The organism is Rubrivivax gelatinosus (genome assembly GCF_016583785.1).
Classification (GTDB): Bacteria; Pseudomonadota; Gammaproteobacteria; order Burkholderiales; family Burkholderiaceae_C; genus Rubrivivax; species Rubrivivax gelatinosus_B.
Map to the genome: position 1 here is coordinate 1 of NZ_NRRU01000099.1, position 17,235 is coordinate 17,235.

Here is a 17,235-nt window from a genome sequence, read left to right on the forward strand (position 1 = left end):
AGCCCGGCCAGCCTGCCGCCCCCACCAAGTCGACCCCCATTGCCGCCACCCCGGCACCGGCCGCTGCCGTGCCGGGCGCGATCATCCTCGCACGCGAAGCCGGCTCCCAGCCCGAGCTGGTGCCGGCGCCGACGGCGGAGACCGTGTCCGCGGCCGACGCCCTGCGCGCCGACCTGGAGGCGGCGGAGCCCGACAGCGACCTCTGGGGCCGGGTGCGCGGCGGCTTCGAGATGGCCGAACTCGACGACGACTACGTGCACAAGTGGGAACAGTGGTACGCCACCCGCCCCGACTACGTGCAGCGCATGACCGAGCGCGGCGGCCGCTACCTGTTCCACATCCTCGAGGAGGTCGAGCGCCGCGGCATGCCCAGCGAGCTCGCGCTGCTGCCCTTCATCGAGAGCGCGTTCAACCCGCAGGCGCTGTCGACCGCGCGTGCCGCCGGCATGTGGCAGTTCATGCCGACGACCGGGCGCGACTTCGAGCTCAAGCAGAACCTCTTCCGCGACGACCGCCGCGACGTGCTGGCCTCGACGCGCGCCGCGCTCGACTACCTGCAGCGCCTGTACAACCAGTTCGGTGACTGGCACCTGGCGCTGGCCGCCTACAACTGGGGCCAGGGCAACGTGCAGCGTGCCGTCACGCGCAACCAGAAGGCCGGGCTGCCGACCGACTACGCCTCGCTGCGCATGCCGGCGGAGACGCGCAACTACGTGCCCAAGCTGCAGGCGGTGAAGAACCTGGTCTCGCACCCCGAGGCCTTCTCGATCAGCCTGCCGGCGCTGCAGAACCATCCGTTCTTCCTGAGCGTGCCGATCGACCGCGACATCGATGTCGCGCTCGCTGCGCGCCTGGCCGGGCTGTCGCTGGACGAGTTCCAGGCGCTGAACCCGCAGATGAACAAGCCGGTGATCCTGGCGGCGGCGACGCCGCGGGTGCTGCTGCCCTACGACAACGCCAACGAGTTCGTCGCCCGGCTCAAGGGCCACCGCGGCCAGCTGGCGACCTGGACCGCCTGGGTCGCGCCGCGCACGCTCAAGCCGGCCGAGGCCGCGAAACAGGTCGGCATGCCCGAGTCGCAGCTGCGTGAGATCAACCGCATCCCGCCGCGCATGCTGGTGAAGGTCGGCTCGACGCTGCTGGTGCTGCGCGCCGCGCACGCCACCGAGGACGTCAAGGAACACGTCGCCGAGAACGCGATGATGGTGCTGGCGCCCGAGGCCAAGCCGCTGCGCAAAGTCACGCTCAAGGCCGGCCGCAAGGGCGAGACGGTGGCGGCCGTCGCACGCCGCTACAAGGTGAGCCCGGCGCAGGTCGCGCAGTGGAACGACGTCGGCCCGCGCGCCAGCTTCAAGCCCGGGCAGAAGATCGTCGTGATGGTCGCCGCGGGCCCGGCGCGCAGCACCAAGGCGGCGCCGTCGGCCTCGGCCAAGAGCAAGGGCGCGACGACCGCACGCAAGTCGGCCAAGACGAGCGCAACGCCGCGCGCCAAGGCCGCCGCCCCCGCCAAGCCCAAGGCGGCGACCAAGACCGCGCACAAGGCGCGCAGCTGAGCGCGGTGCATCCGGCATCCCACGGCCGGATGCGCCATGGCGGCGCCTCGTCCGGCGCGATGCGCGACGCGGCCCGCGACAATGCGGCCACACGCCCATGAACATCATCATCCTCGACGACTACCAGGACGCGGTACGCAAGCTGCGGTGCGCGACCCAGCTCGAGACGCTGAACGCGAAGGTGTTCACCAACACCGTCAAGGGCATAGGCCAGCTGTCGGTGCGGCTGCGCGACGCCGACGTGCTGGTGCTGATCCGCGAGCGCACGCACTTCCCGCGCGCCCTGCTCGAGAAGCTGCCGCGGCTCAAGCTGATCGCGCAGACCGGCCGCGTCGGGCCGCACATCGACGTCGAGGCCTGCACCCGGCTGGGCATCGCGGTGGCCGAGGGCGTGGGCTCGCCGGTGGCGCCGGCCGAACTGACCTGGGCGCTGATCATGGCCTCGATGCGCCGGCTGCCGCAGTACATCGGCAACCTCAAGCACGGCGCCTGGCAGCAGGCGGGGCTGAAGTCGGCGGCGATGCCGCCCAACTTCGGCCTGGGCATGTTGCTGCACGGCAAGACGCTGGGCGTCTGGGGCTACGGCCGCATCGGCCAGCTCGTCGCCGGCTACGGCCGCGCCTTCGGCATGCAGGTGCAGGTCTGGGGCAGCGACGAGTCGCGCGCCCACGCCGTCGCCGACGGCCACCAGGCCGCCGACAGCCGCGAGAGCTTCTTCGAGCAGTGCGACGTGCTCAGCCTGCACCTGCGCCTGGGCGAGGCCACACGCGGCCTGGTCAAGCTCGACGACCTGGCGCGCATGAAGCCGACCGCGCTCTTCGTCAACACCTCGCGCGCCGAACTCGTCGAGGAGAACGCGCTCGTCTCGGCGCTGAACAAGGGCCGCCCCGGCATGGCCGCGGTCGACGTCTTCGAGAGCGAACCCATCCTCCAGGGCCACCCGCTGCTGCGCCTGGAAAACGCCGTCTGCACCCCGCACATCGGCTACGTCGAGCAGGACAGCTACGAGATCTACTTCGGTGCCGCGTTCGACAACGTCATCAACTTCGTCAACAACCACCCGACGAACATCGTCAACCCGGACGCCCTGAAAGTGCTCCGCTAAGGCGAACAGCGAGCAAGCCCCGGATTCGCCCCCTCGGGGACAGACCGCCAACGGCGGTCAGGGCCAGCGAACAGCGTGCCCTCTTCCCCTCGGGGACAGACCGCCAACGGCGGTCAGGGCAGCGAACAGCGTGCCCTCTTCCCCTCGGGGACAGACCGCCGCAGGCGGTCAGGGGGAGCGGCGTCGGTTAACGGGCCGAACCCGATCCGGGTCTCCCGGTCGGGTTCGGTAGCCCCTCGGGGGCGGCCGCCAGGCGGCCGGGGCTCCTACTTCGTGCCAAAAATCTTGTCGCCCGCGTCGCCCAGCCCGGGAATGATGTAGCCGTTCTCGTCGAGGTGGCTGTCGATCGCGGCGGTCCAGCAGCGCACGTCGGGGTGGGCCGCGTTGAGCGCCTTGATGCCCTCCGGCGCGGCCACCAGCACCAGCGCGCGGATGTCGTTGCAGCCGCGGCGCTTGAGCAGGTCGACGGTCGCGATCATCGAGCCCGCCGTCGCCAGCATCGGGTCGACGATGAGCGCGGTGCGTTCGTCCAGGTGGCCGACGAAACGTTCGAAGTAATGCTCGGGCTGCAGCGTCTCGTGGTTGCGCGACAGGCCGACGACGCTGACCTTGGCGTTGGGCACCATGTCCAGCACGCCGTCGAGCATGCCGATGCCGGCGCGCAGGATGGGCACCACCGTCACCTTGCGGCCGGCGATCTGTTCGATCTGCGCCGGGCCGCTCCAGCAGTCGATCTCGATCGCCTCCAGCGGAAAGTCGGCGGTCGACTCGTAGGCCAGCAGGCGCGCGATTTCGTTCGTCAGCTCGCGGAACTTCTTCGTCGAGATGTCTTTCTCGCGCAGCAGGCCGACCTTGTGGCGCACCAGCGGATGGCGGACTTCGATGACAGGCATGTTCAAACTCGGAATTCGGTGATCGCGCCAGTGTAGCCAGTGGCCACCGGCGCGGGCTTGCGCCAGGTGGCCCGCGGCCTCAGCGCGAACGTTGGCGCAGGGCTTCGTACAGGCAGATGCCGGCGGCGACCGAGACGTTCAGGCTCTCGACCGCGCCCCGCATCGGGATGCGCACCAGCTCGTCGCAGGTCTTGCGCGTCAGCTGGCGCATGCCGTCGCCCTCGGCGCCCAGCACCAGCGCCACCGGGCCGGAGAGGTCGGCTTCGTAGATCGTGTGCGGCGCGTCGTCGGCGGTGCCGATGATGCGCACGTCGCGCTCCTTCAGCTCGCCCAGCGTGCGCGCCAGGTTGGTCACCATCAGATAGGGCACGGTCTCGGCGGCGCCGCTGGCGACCTTGGCGACGGTGGCGTTCAGGCCGACCGCGTGGTCCTTGGGCGCGACGACCGCGTGCGCGCCGGCGCCATCGGCCACGCGCAGGCAGGCGCCCAGGTTGTGCGGGTCGGTGACGCCGTCGAGCACCAGCACCAGCGACGGGCCTTGTGCGGCGTCGAGCGCGTCGTCCAGCGAATGCGTGGGCGCCAGCGGCGTCACGCGTGCGACCACGCCTTGGTGGCGGGATGTGCCGGCGAGCTTGTTCAGGCGGTCGCCGTCGCTGTCGACCAGGCGCGCGCCGGCTTCGGTGGCGCGTTCGACGAACTGGCGCATGCGCGCGTCGCGGCGCGTCGCGTCGACATGGACTTCCGTCACCGACTTCGGCGCGGTCTTCAGCCGCACCGTCACGGCGTGGAAACCGAACAGGACCTTGTTGCTCACGGGCTTCACCTGGGAAAGCGCCCGCCGGGTGCCGGCGGGACGAAGGCGCGCATCGTAGCCGCCCGCCGGGGGCGCGGTTCAGCGCCCGGTCACGACGTGCGCAGCCGGCACGACTTGGAACGAGAACGCGGCCCGATGCGGCCGCGCTCTCGCCGGACGGGGCGACGGCGCGTCGCCCCGCACGATCAGTTGCCCGACGGGTCGGGGAAACGCGCGAGCGTCTTCACGCCGGGCACCGGTGCCGTGCGCACCGTGTTCATGATGCCGGCGAGGAAGGTGTAGTAGCCGACGACGCCGGCGGTATCCAGCACGCCCTGCTCGCCGAAGCGCTTGAGCGTCGCGTCGTAGGTCTTGTCGGAGACGCGGCGGTTGCGCAGCAACTCATCGGTGAAGTCGTAGATAACAGCCTGGTCGGGCGTCAGCTCGGCCGGGCGGCGGCCCTCGGCGATGGCGTCGATGACCTCGGGCTTGATGCCCTGCTTGGCGGCGATCGTCACGTGGTAGGTCCACTCGTAGTCCTGGCTCCACGAGCGCGCGACCATCAGGATCACCATCTCCGACAGCGGCATGCCGATCGAGGCGTTGTAGCGCAGGTAGCTGCCCATCGTGTGCGCGTTGGTCATCAGCTTGGGGCTGCGGATCAGCACCGAGAACGGCCCGAACACCGGGTACTTGCGCGTCGCCAGGAACTCGTCGGCCGCGGCGCGCTGGGCCTCGTTGTAGTCCTCCACCTTGACCGGCGGCATGCGTTCGCCGGCCTGCGCCGGCAGCGGGCAGGTCAGCGCCGCGCTGGCGACGAGAGCGGCGCCGGCGACGGCCGCCAGGCTGGATGTGCTGTTCTTCATTGGTATGACTCCGTGTCCTCGGGTGCCGGGATCGGCGCCTGCATTTCCGCAAGCGCCATGCCACGGCGGCCAGCCCGTGTTCTCCCGAGGTAACCGGCCGCACGAGCGCAGCCGGGCGCGCAATCTGTTTCCGCCGGCGCAAAAGCTTGCGCAGCAGCGAGCGTCAACGCCCGGTCAGCCCCAGCGCGCCGAGCGCCGTCAGCGCGGCGATGAAGACCGGCTGGTGGACCATGTAGAAGGACAGCGACCAGCGCCCGAGCAGCGCCAGCGGCGCCAGCCCGCGCGGCAAGGGCCCCGACAGCAGCGCGCGCCGGCGCGCCAGCGCCCACTGCCCGGCGGCCAGCCCCCAGAGCACGACACCCAGCCAGGGCAGCAGCGGCACGTAGTCCTCGGTGACGGGTTTGTGCGTCACCAGGCCGACCCAGTTGCTCCAGCGCGAGTCGAAGAAGCCGTGCTGCCAGACGGCAGGCAGGGCGATCGCCAGCGCGCCCAGCGGCCAGAGCCAGCGTCCCAGCGGCGCGGCCAGGCGCGCGAGGATCAGCATCGCGGCGATGCCGTGCAGCACGCCGAAGCTGATCCAGCTCCTCGGGAACATCAGTGCCGAGCCGATGCTGACCAGCAGCGCGCAGCCCGCCACCTGCGCCCAGCGGCGCCAGAAGCGCGGCCAGCCCTGGCCCGCGTCCAGCGCCGCGGCCTGGCCCAGCCCGGCGCAGAACAGGAACAGGCTGACGATGGCCGTGCGCTGCAGCGTCCAGAACGGGTCGGCGTAGAAGTCCTGGCGCGGATCCAGCAGCCGGAAGTGGTTCAGATCGAAGGCGAAGTGGAAGCCCGCCATCCAGACGATGGCCGCGCCGCGCAGCGCGTCCAGGCGGTCGAAACGCTCGCCGCGGCTCACGAGGCACCCTCCGGCCTGCGGCCGGTCCCGCCAAAGTCCTGAGCGCTCATGCCGTCTTCTCGTAGACGTCGCTGAAACCCTGCCCGTCCCAGGCGTAGAGCAGGTAGGCGGCGTGCAGGCAGGGCCCGGCGCCGCGCGGGCGGAACAGGCCGACGCATTCGCCGCCGGCGTGGCGCACGCTGCGGTAGGCGACACCGGCCGAAGCCGCGGCGCGCAGCTCGGCGGCGAGCGCACGCGAGGCGACGTAACTCGCCGGGTCGTGCACCGCCTCGGGCGCGGCGCCGCTCGGGCGCAGGTCGTGCAGCCGGGCGTCGATCGCGACGTGGTACAGCCGCATCGGCAGGTGAATCGGCGGCTGCGCGGTCGCCGCCAGGAAGCGTGCGTGGTGGTAGCGCGTCTCGGCGATCGCGGTGGCGCGGTCGTGCGCGGCGTAGAACACGCCCCAGCGGCCGTCGGAGAAGCGGCTGCCTTCGGGGTTCACGTGGGTGAAGGCCGCCATCACCGGGCCGCTGCCGGGGCCGAAGATGCGCTCGGCAGCCGGCATGCGTTCGACCTGGCCCAATTCCTCGCGCAGCCGGTCGTTGGTCAGCGCCTCCAAGGCGTAGAGCGCGTCGAAATCCTCGGCGTCGGCGACGCGGTCGAACAGGCTCACCGACGGATAACGCGTCGGCACGATGCGGCAGGCCTGCGTCCAGCGGACGCGGCGGACGGCGATCGGGTTCAGGACCAGCCGCCGCCGCGCACGCCGTCGAGGTAGCGGCGCACGTCGTTCAGGTCGGCGACGTTGCCGGCCAGCATGCGTTCGAGCGCGCTGCGGCCGCCGAAGGCCGGCGCGCTGTTCGCCTGCCGCACCCAGGCGTCGGCCGCAGCGGCGTCGGGCAGCAGGATCTGCAGCGCCTGGTAGATGCCCAGCAGGTTGGACAGGCGCTCCAGCGTGTCGCGCGGCAGCCTGGCCTTGTCGGGCTGCTGGCGCCAGGCGAAGAAGGTGGAGCGCGGGGGCCGGCCCAGCAGCACCAGCTGCTCGTCGACGCTCAGGCCCCAGGCCTGGGCGATGCGGGCAAAGGCACGCAGGCCGGCGGCGGCCATGCGCTCTTCGGAGACGTCGGCCAAGGCGGCGGCAGGTTCGGCGGCGATGACGCGCATCATGATCCAGCGGTGGACTTGATAGCAATACTAGTCCAGAACCGGACGCGCCGCCAGCGGCACCGGTTCAGCCGCGCAGTTGCCGGCGCGCGGTCTCGTTGATCAGCCTGAGTTCGGCCAGTGTCGCGTCGATGCCGGCACGTTTGGCTTCCAGCTCGCGGATCGTCGCGTCGGTGCGTTCGACGACGAAGGCCAGCTGCTGCGCCCGGCCCTCGCCGTTGTCGCCGTACAGGTCCAGGTAGTGCTTGATCTCGGCGAGCGAGGCGCCGATGGCCTTGCTGCGCAGGATCAGCGCCAGCCGCGCGCGGTCGCGCCGGGTGTAGACACGGGCGCCGTTGATGCGCCGCGGCGCCAGCAAGCCCTTGTCTTCGTAGAAGCGGATGGTGCGCAGCGTGATGCCGAAGGCGCGGCAGAGCTCGGTGATGCCGAAGAGTTCGCCGGTGTCGGCGTCGCGGTGCGACGCGAGCACGGCCTCGGCGGAGGCGGCGTCGGGCTGATCCGGCTTCTCGAGCATCACACGATGCTAGACGATGCGCTGCAGCTTCAGCGCGACGCTCATGTCGCCACTGACCTTGATCTTGCCGGTCATGAAGGCGGTGGCCGGCTGCAGCTCGCCCCTGAGCATCGCGACCAGGTTCTCGTGCGTGATGCCGACGGTGCAGTCGGCGTCGCGGTCGGTGTTGTCGACGGTGTTGGGCACGGCGCGGCCATCGATGTAGACGACGCCCTCGGCGCCGCAGTCGAACTTCAGCGTCGAGTTCAGGCTGCTGGATTCGCCGACCTTGCGGCGCAGTTCGTCGGTGCAGGCTTGCAGATCCATGGCGGCTCCGGCTCGTTGGCGGTCGGCGCATGCTAGCCAGCTGCCCTGCCGCTGTGATCCAGGAAATCACCTATCGGTCACCCGGTTGACGTTAACGTCACCTACCGCGCCTAATGCAACCGACTCCACCGACGGCGAGACGCGATGAACGTTCCCGGCTACCGCAGCGTGTTCCGTCCCGGCCTGTTCGCCGGCCAGCTGCACTGGGTCACCGGCGGCGGCAGCGGCATCGGCCGCTGCGTCGCGCACGAGTTGGCGGCACTCGGCGCCCAGGTCGTGATCAGCGGGCGCCAGGCCGACAAGCTGGCGCGTGTCGCCGCCGAGATTGCCGAGGACGGCGGCCGCTGCGAGACCGTGGTGCTCGACATCCGCGACGAAGAGGCCGTCAAGGCCGCCGTCGCCGCCGTCGTCGCCACGCATGGCCCCGTCGCCGGCCTCGTCAACAACGCCGGCGGCCAGTTCCCGGCGCCGCTGATGGCGATCTCGAAAAAAGGCTTCGACGCCGTCGTCGCGACCAACCTGACTGGCGGCTTCCTGATGATGCGCGAGGTCTTCCTGCAAAGCATGCAGGGCACGGGCGGCGCCATCGTCAACATGACCGCCGACTTCCGCAACGGCATGCCCGGCATGGGCCACAGCGGCGCGGCGCGCGCCGGCATGGCCAACCTGACGATGAGCGCGGCCTTCGAGTGGGCGCACGCCGGCGTGCGGGTCAATGCGGTCGCGCCGGGCTGGATCGCCTCCAGCGGGCTGGACCGCTACGGCCCGGAGATGAAACCCATCATCGCCTCGCTCGCCGGCGAGGTGCCGCTGCGCAGGCTGGGCGTCGAAGCGGAAGTGAGTGCGGCCATCGTCTTCCTGCTGTCGCCGGCCGCGGCATTCGTCACCGGCGTCACCTTGCCGATCGACGGCGGCGGGCCGCTGGGCAATCAGAGCTTTCCGATGGGCCGCACGGCGCGTTCGGAGGCCTTCGACGGGTTTCACCGGGCAAGCCCGCCCGAGGTGCTGCGCTGATGCCCGCGCTCGCCTCCCGGCTGGACCCGCGTTCGGCGGCCTTCGCCACTAACGCGGCACGCATGCACGAACGCCTGGCCGAGGTGCGCGCGCTCGAAGCCAAGGTCGTCGCCGAGTCGGCGAGCAAGGCCGAGAAGTTCGCCGCGCGTGGCCAGCTGCTGCCGCGAGAACGCGTCGCACGCCTGCTCGACCGCGGCAGCGACTTCCTGGAGCTGTCGCCGCTGGCCGGCCTCGGCATGCACGACGACGACGGCAGGAAGAGCGTGCTCGGCGGCGGCTCCATCGTCGGCATCGGCATCGTCGCCGGGCGCCGGGTGATGGTCAGCGCCAGCGACAGCGCCGTGAAGGGCGGCACGGTCGCGCCGATGGGGCTGAAGAAGGCGCTGCGTGCGCAGGAGCTGGCGCGCGAGAACAAGCTGCCACTGGTGGCGCTGGTCGAGTCCGGCGGCGCCAACCTGATGTACCAGGCGGAGATCTTCGTCGACGGCGGGCGCAGCTTCGCCAACCAGGCGCGGCTGTCTGCTGCGGGCATTCCGCAGATCGCCGTCGTGCACGGCTCGTCCACCGCCGGCGGCGCCTATCTGCCGGGGTTGTCGGACTACGTGGTGCTGGTGCGCGGCCGCTCCAGCATCTACCTCGCCGGGCCACCCCTGGTCAAAGCCGCGATCGGCGAGGACGCCACCGACGAGGAACTCGGCGGCGCCGAACTGCACGCCCAGGTCACCGGCCTGGGCGAATACCTGGCCGAGGACGACGCACACGCGATCCAGATCACGCGCGAGCTGCTCGGCCGCCTGCCCTGGGACACCGTCGGCACGCCGGCCGCCGCGCCCGAACCGCTGTACCCGGCCGAGGAGCTGATGGGCGTCGTGCCCGCAGACGAGCGCACGCCCTACGACGTGCGCGAAGTGCTCGCTCGCATCGTCGATGGCTCCGAGTTCCTCGAGTTCAAGGCCGGCTACGCGCCCGACACCGTCTGCGGCCACGCGCGGCTGATGGGCCACGAGGTCGGCCTGATCGGCAACAACGGCCCGATCCAGCCCGCCGGCTCGACCAAGGCGGCGCAGTTCATGCAGCTGTGCGACCAGTCGGGCACGCCGCTCGTGTTCCTGCAGAACACCACCGGCTACATGGTCGGCCGCGAAGCCGAACGCGCCGGCGCGATCAAACACGGCAGCAAGATGATCCAGGCGGTGGCGAACGTGCGCGTGCCGAAGTTCACCGTCGTGCTGGGCGGCAGCTACGGCGCCGGCAACTACGGCATGTGCGGGCGCGGTTTCGACCCGCGTTTCATCTTCGCCTGGCCGAGCGCCCGCACCGCGGTGATGGGCGGCGCCCAGGCGGCGCAGGTGATGGACCTGCTGAACCGCCAGAAGCTGGAACGGATGGGCCTGCCCGCGGACGAAGCCGCGCTGGCGGCGATGAGCGACGCACTGCGCCGGCGCCTGGACGCCGAGAGCACGGCGCTGTTCGGCACCGCCCGGCTCTGGGACGACGGCATCGTCGACCCGCGCGACACGCGCCGGCTGCTGGGCCTGTGCCTGTCGATTGCCGAAGAGGCCGGGCGCCGGCCGTTGCGACCGAACAGCTACGGCGTCGCCCGCTTCTGACAGACACCCGACCACACGAGGACAGCCGCATGCAGTTCACACCCGAACACCGCCAGATCGAGGACATCGTCACCCGCTTCGTCGAGAAGGAGCTGAACCCGCATGTCGCCGCCTGGGAGGCGGCCGAGGAGTTCCCCAGCCACGAGGTCTTCAAGAAACTCGGCAACCTGGGGCTGCTGGGCCTGAAGTACCCGAGCGAATACGGCGGCGCCGGGCTGGACTTCAGCTACTCGATGGTGATGGCCGAGGCGCTGGGCGCCTGCCACTGCGGCGGCGTGCCGATGGCCATCGGCGTGCACACCGACATGGCAACGCCGGCGCTGGCGCGTTTCGGCAGCGAGGAACTCAAGCGCGAGGTCCTCGTGCCGACGATCGCCGGCGACTACGTCGCCTGCCTGGGCGTCAGCGAACCCGGCGGCGGCAGCGACGTCGCCGCGGTCAAGACGACGGCGCGCAGCGAAGGCGGCGACTACGTCATCAACGGCACGAAGATGTGGATCACCAACGGCCTGAAGGCCGACTGGTGCTGCCTGCTGGCCAACACCAGCGAAGGCCCGCCGCACCGCAACAAGAGCCTGATCGTGGTGCCGATGGACGCACCCGGCATCACGCGGCAGAAGATCCGCAAGATCGGCATGCACGCCAGCGACACCGCCCAGCTCTTCTTCGACCAGGTGCGCGTGCCGCGCCGAAACCTGATCGGCCAGGAAGGCATGGGCTTCAGCTTCCAGATGCTGCAGTTCCAGGAAGAGCGGCTCTGGGGCGCGGCCTCGTCGCTGAAGAGCCTGGACCGGCTGATCGACCTGACGATCGAATACACGCGCCAGCGCCAGGCCTTCGGCAAGTCCATCCTCGACAACCAGGTCGTGCACTACCGCCTGGCCGAGCTGCGCACCGAGGTCGAGGCGCTGCGTGCGCTGACCTACCGCGCCGTCGAGCTCTACGTCGCCGGCCAGGACGTCACGCGGCTGGCGAGCATGGCCAAGCTCAAATGCGGGCGGCTCTCGCGCGAGGTCACCGACAGCTGCCTGCAGTACTGGGGCGGCATGGGCTACACGCCGGAGAACCCGATCTCGCAGGCCTGGCGCGACTCGCGCCTGGTGTCGATCGGCGGCGGCGCCGACGAGGTGATGCTGGGCATCATCTGCAAGCTCGAAGACACGCTGCCGGGGCGCCGATGAGCACCGCCGCCGTCACCGTGCGCGAAGACGCCCGCGGCGTGCTGGAGCTGACGCTCTCGCGCCCCGAAGTGCGCAACGCGATGTCGCTGGAGATGGTGCTGGCGCTGCGCAGCGCGCTGGCCGAGGCCGAGGCCGGCGGCCGCGTGCGTGTCGTCGTGCTGCGCGGCGCCGGTGGCCACTTCTGCGCCGGCGCCGACCTCGCCGACATGGCCGCGGCGCGCGTGCGGCTGGCCGAGGACCCGAAGGCGATCGAGAAGGTGAGCGCCGCCTTCGGCGAGCTCTGCGTCGCGTTCGCACAGACGGGGCTGGCCACCGTCGCCTTGCTCGAAGGCAGCGTGATGGGCGGCGGCCTGGGGCTGGCCTGCGTCGTCGACGTCGCGATCGCCGCCACCAGCGCGGTGTTCCGCCTGCCCGAGACCTCGCTCGGGCTGGTGCCGGCGCAGATCGCGCCCTTCCTCGTCGAACGCCTGGGGCCGTCGCAGGCGCGCCGGCTGGCGGTCTGCGGCGCCCGGCTCGATGCGCAGGCCGCAGTCGCGCTCGGCCTGGTGCACGAGATGCACGCCACCGGCGCGCTCGACCACGCGCTGGAGCGGGTGCTGGGCGACATCCTGCGCTGCGCACCCGGCGCGGTGGCGGCGAGCAAGGCGCTGGTCGCGCAGGCGCGGCTGCAGCCGGCGGCCGGCATGGTGGCGCACGCGGCCGAACTGTTTTCGCGTGCCGCCCTCGGGCCCGAAGGCGTCGAAGGCACGACGGCCTTTCTCGAACGCCGCCCCGCGGCCTGGGTGCCACGATGAGCCGCGGCTTCGGCACCGTGCTCGTCGCCAACCGCGGCGAGATCGCCTGCCGCGTGCAACGCACGGCGCGCCGCCTGGGTTACCGGACGGTGGCCGTCTACAGCGACGCCGACGCGGCGGCGCCGCATGTGCGCCAGGCCGACGTCGCCGTGCGCCTGGGGCCGGGGCCGGCGTCGGAGTCCTATCTGAACGTCGCCGCGGTGCTGGACGCTGCGGCGCGTGCCGGCGCTGACGCCGTGCACCCCGGTTACGGCTTTCTCTCCGAACGCGCCGACTTCGCCGCCGCGGTCGAGGCCGCCGGCCTGGTCTTCATCGGCCCGCCGGCCGAGGCCATCCGTGCGATGGGCGACAAGGCCGGCGCCAAGCGCCGCATGCTGGCCGCCGGCGTGCCTTGCGCGCCGGGTTACCTGGGCGACGAGCAGGACGAGGCGCGGCTCAATGCCGAAGCCGAGCGCCTGGGGCTGCCGCTGCTGGTCAAGGCGGTGGCCGGCGGTGGCGGGCGCGGCATGCGCCTGGTGCGCCGTGCCGACGAGCTGGCTGCGGCGCTGGACAGCGCGCGGCGCGAAGCCGAGAGCGCTTTCGGCGATGGCCGGCTGATGCTGGAGCGCCTGATCGCCGGCGCGCGCCACGTCGAGGTCCAGGTCTTCGCCGACGCGCACGGCAACGCCGTGCACCTGGGTGAGCGCGACTGCACGGCGCAGCGGCGGCGGCAGAAGGTCGTCGAAGAAGCGCCCTCGCCCATCGTCGGCGCCGAGATGCGCGCCGCGATGGGGCGCGACGCGGTGGCCGCGGCGCTGGCCGTCGGCTACCGCGGCGCCGGCACCGTCGAGTTCGTCGTCGACGGCGAGGGACAGCACTTCTTCCTCGAGATGAACACGCGGCTGCAGGTCGAGCACCCGGTCACCGAGGCGATCACGGGGCTGGACCTGGTCGAGTGGCAGCTGCGCGTCGCTGCCGGCGAAGCGCTGCCGCTGACGCAGCAGCAGATCCGTTTCGACGGCCACGCCGTCGAGGCCAGGCTCTACGCCGAGGACCCGTATGCCGGCTGGACGCCGCAGACCGGGCGCGTGCTGCACTGGCGGCCCGAAGACGCCGGGCTGCGTGTGGACCACGGCCTGGCCGAAGGCGGCGAGGTTGCGCCGTATTACGACGCGATGGTCGCCAAGTTCGTCGCCCACGGCCGCGACCGCGCCGACGCCTTGCGCCGGCTGCGCCGCGCGCTGGCCGATTCGCCGCTGCTGGGGCTGCGCAGCAACGCGGGTTTCCTGCGGGCACTGCTGGCGCATCCGGACTTCGTCACCGCGCGTTTGACGACGACGCGGCTGGACGAGTGGGCCGAACGCGGCGAGCCCTTGCTGCAGCGCCCGGCCCCGCCCGAGGCCGCGTGGTCGCTGGCAGCGGCGCTACTCGCTTCGCATGCCGGCTGGCGACCCGCCGGCCTGGCGTCGAGCGGGCTGACGCTGGCCTGCGATGGCGAGCGCCGCACGCTGCGTGCACCGCCGGCTGACTGCAGTGTGCTGGGCTGGAGCGACGACGGCCGCGTGCGCTGGGCAGCCGAGGGCCTGCAACGCGGCGCGCTGGCACGCCGCGACGGCGCCTCGCTGCATTTGGCGCTGGACGGCGAGGTCTTCGTCTTCACCGAGCCCACCGCCGGCGCGCGAGACGTGGTCGAAGACGCCTCACGCGCCTGCGCGCCGGTGGCCGGCGTCGTCGCCCAGGTGCTGGTGGCGCCGGGCGATCGTGTGCAAGCCGGCCAACGCCTGGCCTGCGTCGAGGCGATGAAGATGGAGATGTGGCTGGAAGCCCGCGTCGCCGGCCGCGTGCGCGCGGTGCACGCCGCGGCGAAGGACCCGGTGGCCGCCGGGGCGCTGCTGGTCGAACTGGAGCTGGACCGATGAGCCGCGAACCCGCAATCCTCACCTGCGCGCTGACTGGCGTGCTGACGAATCCCGACCAGCACCCGGTGCCGGTGACACCCGAGCAGATGGCGCAGGAAGCACGAGCCGCCTTCGACGCCGGCGCCAGCGTGATGCACGTGCACCTGCGCGACCAGGCGCCGGGCCGGGGTTTCCTGCCGAGCTGGGACCCGGAGCTCGCCGCCGCGATCTGCGACGCGATCCGCGCGGCCTGCCCCGGCGTCATCCTCAACCTGACGACCGGCGTGCTCGGCCCCGACATCGAAGGCCCGGCGGCCTGCATCCGCCGCGTACGCCCCGAGATCGCCGCCTGCAACGCCGGCAGCCTGAACTACCTGAAGCTGCGCGAGGACGGCCGCTGGGCCTGGCCGCCGATGGTCTTCGACAACCCGGTCGAGAAGATCGAACGTTTCGTCGCCGTGATGCGCGAATGCGGCACGCACCCGGAGTTCGAGTGTTTCGATGTCGGCATCGTGCGCAGCGTCGGCCTGTTCGCCCGTGCCGGCCTGGTCGACGGCACGCCCGAGCTGAACTTCGTGATGGGTGTGGCCAGCGGCATGCCCTGCGACGCCGCGCTGCTGGCGCTGCTGCCCGGCTACGCGCCGCCGGGCGCCGTCTGGCAGGCGACGCTGATCGGCCGCGCCGAGATCTGGCCGGTGCACCAGCGTGCGGCCGAACTCGGCGGCATGCTGCGCACCGGGCTGGAGGACACCTTCTATCTGCCCGACGGCCGGCGCGCACGCGGCAACGGCGAACTGATCGAAGCGCTGGCCGACTGCGCACGCCGCGCCGGGCGTGCCGTCGCGACGCCGGCGCAGGCACGCGCCCGGCTGGGTCTGGCAGCGTGACCGAGACGGGAGCGCCGCGCCGCAGCGCCGGCGAACAACAGCGGCTGGAAGCCGCGTTCACCGAGATGTTCGAGCAGCAGATCGTCTTCAACCGCGTACTCGGGCTGAAGGTCGAGTCGCTGGTGCACGGCGACGTGCGGCTGTCGTTCGAGATGCGGCCCGAGTTGATCGGCCACTTCCTGCACCAGCGCCTGCACGGCGGCGCGATCTCGGCGACGCTGGACGCCACCGGCGCGCTGGCGCTGATGGTCGCGATCGCCGAGCACCACCCGGCCGACGACGCCCAGCAGGTGCTGCAACGCTTCGCGCGCATGGGCACGATAGACCTGCGCACCGACTTCCTGCGCCCCGGGCTGGCGCCGCGCTACGTCGCGCACGCCGAGGTCACGCGCCTGGGCGGACGTGTGGCCTCGACACAGATGCGGCTGGTCGACGACCAGGGCCAACTCGTCGCCACCGGCGCGGCTTCGTACATCGTCAGCTGAGGCGCCCGCGCCGGCTGCGAAAATCGAGCCCGGTCCGAGCCTCTGGCGGTGCCGCCGGCCCGCCCCGCAGACGATGAAACGACATCCGATCGCCCTCGCCCTGATCCTCGCCGGCCTGGCGCTGCCGCTGCAGGCACGCACCGAAGCCGGGCCACGCGCGGTGACGCCGCGCGGCCCGCTGGCAGCCGAAGAGACGGCCAACATCGAACTCTTCCGCAAGGCCTCGCCATCGGTCGTGCACATCACGACGCTGGCGGCGCGGCGCGACTTCTTTTCGCTCAACGTGCAGCAGGTGCCGGCCGGCACCGGCACCGGCTTCGTCTGGGACGAGGCGGGCCACATCGTCACCAACTTCCACGTCATCCAGGGCGGCAGCGGCGCGCAGGTGACGCTGGCCGACCAGAGCAGTTTCGAGGCCGAACTCGTCGGCGCCTTTCCCGACCGCGACCTGGCGGTGCTGCGCATCAAGGCGCCGCGCGAGAAACTGCCGCCGATCGCCATCGGCACCAGCCGCGAGCTGCGGGTCGGCCAGCGTGTCTACGCCATCGGCAACCCCTTCGGGCTGGACCAGACGCTGACCACCGGCATCGTCAGCGCGCTCGGCCGCGAGATCGAGTCCTTCAACAGCCGCACGATCCGCGGCGTGATCCAGACCGACGCCGCGATCAACCCCGGCAACTCCGGCGGCCCGCTGCTGGACAGCGCAGGCCGGCTGATCGGCGTGAACACCCAGATCGCGAGCCCCAGCGGCGCCAGTGCCGGCATCGGCTTCGCGATCCCCGTCGACGAGGTCAACCGCATCGTGCCGCGGCTGATCCGCGACGGGCGTTTCCTGCGCCCGGCGATCGGCGTCACGGCCGGCCCGGCCAACCTGACGCGTGCGCTCGGCCTGCCGCGCGGCGTGCCGCTGGTGCAGGTGCAGCCAGGCAGCCCGGCGGCCAAGGCGGGCTTGAAGCCCTTCCAGCGCGGGCGCGGCTCGCAGATCGTCGCCGGCGACGTCATCACCGCCGTCGGCGACGAAGCGGTCGACAGCCTGGACGACATCCTGTCGCTGCTGGAAACGCGCCAGCCGGGCGAACGTGTGAACCTGACGGTCTGGCGCGCCGGCCAGACACGCAAGGTCACGGTGGTGCTGGGCAGCGCGGAGTAAGGGCTCGCGGCCGCGTACGGGCCTGGAACAGGCCACCGGCGCCCGAGGCCGCCTCAGCCGGGCAGCTCGATCTCGACGCCGTCGTCGTCGCGCGGCGGGGTGCCGGGGGCAGCCGGCGTGCCGGCGGTCTGCGGCAGCATGGTCTTCGGCGTGGGCTCGTCGGCCGGCG

At 71.8% G+C, this 17,235-nt stretch carries 18 protein-coding genes; 10 read left to right on the forward strand and 8 right to left on the reverse strand.

What is annotated here, in order from left to right; all coding sequences use genetic code 11:
* A partial coding sequence (locus tag CKO43_RS20650) for a transglycosylase SLT domain-containing protein (RefSeq protein ID WP_200379797.1) occupies nucleotides 1–1,553 on the forward strand: 1,553 nt, incomplete at its 5' end.
* 97 nt (nucleotides 1,554–1,650) lie between these two features.
* Nucleotides 1,651–2,658 carry a D-2-hydroxyacid dehydrogenase family protein gene (locus CKO43_RS20655; protein WP_200231641.1) on the forward strand — a complete coding sequence of 336 codons (1,008 nt, stop codon included), beginning with the start codon at nucleotides 1,651–1,653 and terminating at the stop codon, nucleotides 2,656–2,658.
* A 266-nt stretch (nucleotides 2,659–2,924) separates the two neighbouring features.
* Here CKO43_RS20655 and upp read toward each other — a convergent pair whose 3' ends face one another.
* The 8 genes from upp to CKO43_RS20695 form a co-directional block, all read right to left on the reverse strand.
* Nucleotides 2,925–3,551: a uracil phosphoribosyltransferase gene (upp, locus tag CKO43_RS20660; RefSeq protein ID WP_200231642.1), complete on the reverse strand. Its 627-nt coding sequence runs from the start codon at nucleotides 3,549–3,551 to the stop codon at nucleotides 2,925–2,927.
* Nucleotides 3,552–3,630: 79 nt separating this feature from the next.
* On the reverse strand, nucleotides 3,631–4,365 hold the full coding sequence (rlmB, locus tag CKO43_RS20665; RefSeq protein WP_200231643.1) for a 23S rRNA (guanosine(2251)-2'-O)-methyltransferase RlmB: 735 nt from the start codon (nucleotides 4,363–4,365) through the stop codon (nucleotides 3,631–3,633).
* Between the two features lie 185 nt (nucleotides 4,366–4,550).
* Nucleotides 4,551–5,210 carry a carboxymuconolactone decarboxylase family protein gene (locus tag CKO43_RS20670; RefSeq protein ID WP_200231644.1) on the reverse strand — a complete coding sequence of 220 codons (660 nt, stop codon included), beginning with the start codon at nucleotides 5,208–5,210 and terminating at the stop codon, nucleotides 4,551–4,553.
* Nucleotides 5,211–5,373: 163 nt separating this feature from the next.
* Nucleotides 5,374–6,045, reverse strand: coding sequence for a DUF1624 domain-containing protein (locus tag CKO43_RS20675; protein ID WP_242481263.1), 672 nt, complete (start codon nucleotides 6,043–6,045; stop codon nucleotides 5,374–5,376).
* A 106-nt stretch (nucleotides 6,046–6,151) separates the two neighbouring features.
* On the reverse strand, nucleotides 6,152–6,778 hold the full coding sequence (locus CKO43_RS20680) for an RES domain-containing protein (protein WP_200379799.1): 627 nt from the start codon (nucleotides 6,776–6,778) through the stop codon (nucleotides 6,152–6,154).
* 47 nt (nucleotides 6,779–6,825) lie between these two features.
* Nucleotides 6,826–7,248 (reverse strand): MbcA/ParS/Xre antitoxin family protein, encoded by a 423-nt coding sequence (locus tag CKO43_RS20685; protein ID WP_242478136.1) that lies wholly within the window; start codon nucleotides 7,246–7,248, stop codon nucleotides 6,826–6,828.
* A 67-nt stretch (nucleotides 7,249–7,315) separates the two neighbouring features.
* Nucleotides 7,316–7,762, reverse strand: a complete 447-nt coding sequence (locus tag CKO43_RS20690) for a MerR family transcriptional regulator (protein ID WP_200379800.1) — start codon at nucleotides 7,760–7,762, stop codon at nucleotides 7,316–7,318.
* 9 nt (nucleotides 7,763–7,771) lie between these two features.
* Nucleotides 7,772–8,068: an SCP2 sterol-binding domain-containing protein gene (locus tag CKO43_RS20695; protein WP_200231648.1), complete on the reverse strand. Its 297-nt coding sequence runs from the start codon at nucleotides 8,066–8,068 to the stop codon at nucleotides 7,772–7,774.
* Nucleotides 8,069–8,212: 144 nt separating this feature from the next.
* Between CKO43_RS20695 and CKO43_RS20700 the strand changes: the two genes are divergently transcribed.
* From CKO43_RS20700 to CKO43_RS20735, 8 genes are all read left to right on the forward strand, one after another.
* On the forward strand, nucleotides 8,213–9,082 hold the full coding sequence (locus tag CKO43_RS20700) for an SDR family oxidoreductase (protein ID WP_200379801.1): 870 nt from the start codon (nucleotides 8,213–8,215) through the stop codon (nucleotides 9,080–9,082).
* A complete protein-coding gene (locus CKO43_RS20705; protein ID WP_200379802.1) occupies nucleotides 9,082–10,692 on the forward strand; it encodes an acyl-CoA carboxylase subunit beta in 1,611 nt (536 codons plus the stop codon). The genes CKO43_RS20700 and CKO43_RS20705 overlap by 1 nt, the downstream gene beginning before the upstream one ends.
* A 29-nt stretch (nucleotides 10,693–10,721) precedes the next feature.
* Nucleotides 10,722–11,873, forward strand: a complete 1,152-nt coding sequence (locus tag CKO43_RS20710) for an acyl-CoA dehydrogenase family protein (protein ID WP_200379803.1) — start codon at nucleotides 10,722–10,724, stop codon at nucleotides 11,871–11,873.
* Entirely contained in the window at nucleotides 11,870–12,667 is a 798-nt protein-coding gene (locus CKO43_RS20715; protein ID WP_200231652.1) for an enoyl-CoA hydratase/isomerase family protein, read from the forward strand. Before CKO43_RS20710 ends, CKO43_RS20715 begins: the two co-directional genes overlap by 4 nt.
* Nucleotides 12,664–14,565 (forward strand): acetyl/propionyl/methylcrotonyl-CoA carboxylase subunit alpha, encoded by a 1,902-nt coding sequence (locus CKO43_RS20720; RefSeq protein ID WP_200379804.1) that lies wholly within the window; start codon nucleotides 12,664–12,666, stop codon nucleotides 14,563–14,565. The genes CKO43_RS20715 and CKO43_RS20720 overlap by 4 nt, the downstream gene beginning before the upstream one ends.
* A complete protein-coding gene (locus tag CKO43_RS20725) occupies nucleotides 14,562–15,431 on the forward strand; it encodes a BKACE family enzyme (protein ID WP_200231654.1) in 870 nt (289 codons plus the stop codon). Before CKO43_RS20720 ends, CKO43_RS20725 begins: the two co-directional genes overlap by 4 nt.
* Nucleotides 15,428–15,916 carry a thioesterase family protein gene (locus CKO43_RS20730; RefSeq protein ID WP_200379805.1) on the forward strand — a complete coding sequence of 163 codons (489 nt, stop codon included), beginning with the start codon at nucleotides 15,428–15,430 and terminating at the stop codon, nucleotides 15,914–15,916. Before CKO43_RS20725 ends, CKO43_RS20730 begins: the two co-directional genes overlap by 4 nt.
* Before the next feature lie 73 nt (nucleotides 15,917–15,989).
* Nucleotides 15,990–17,066 (forward strand): S1C family serine protease, encoded by a 1,077-nt coding sequence (locus CKO43_RS20735; RefSeq protein ID WP_200379806.1) that lies wholly within the window; start codon nucleotides 15,990–15,992, stop codon nucleotides 17,064–17,066.
* Nucleotides 17,067–17,235: the final 169 nt, after the last annotated feature.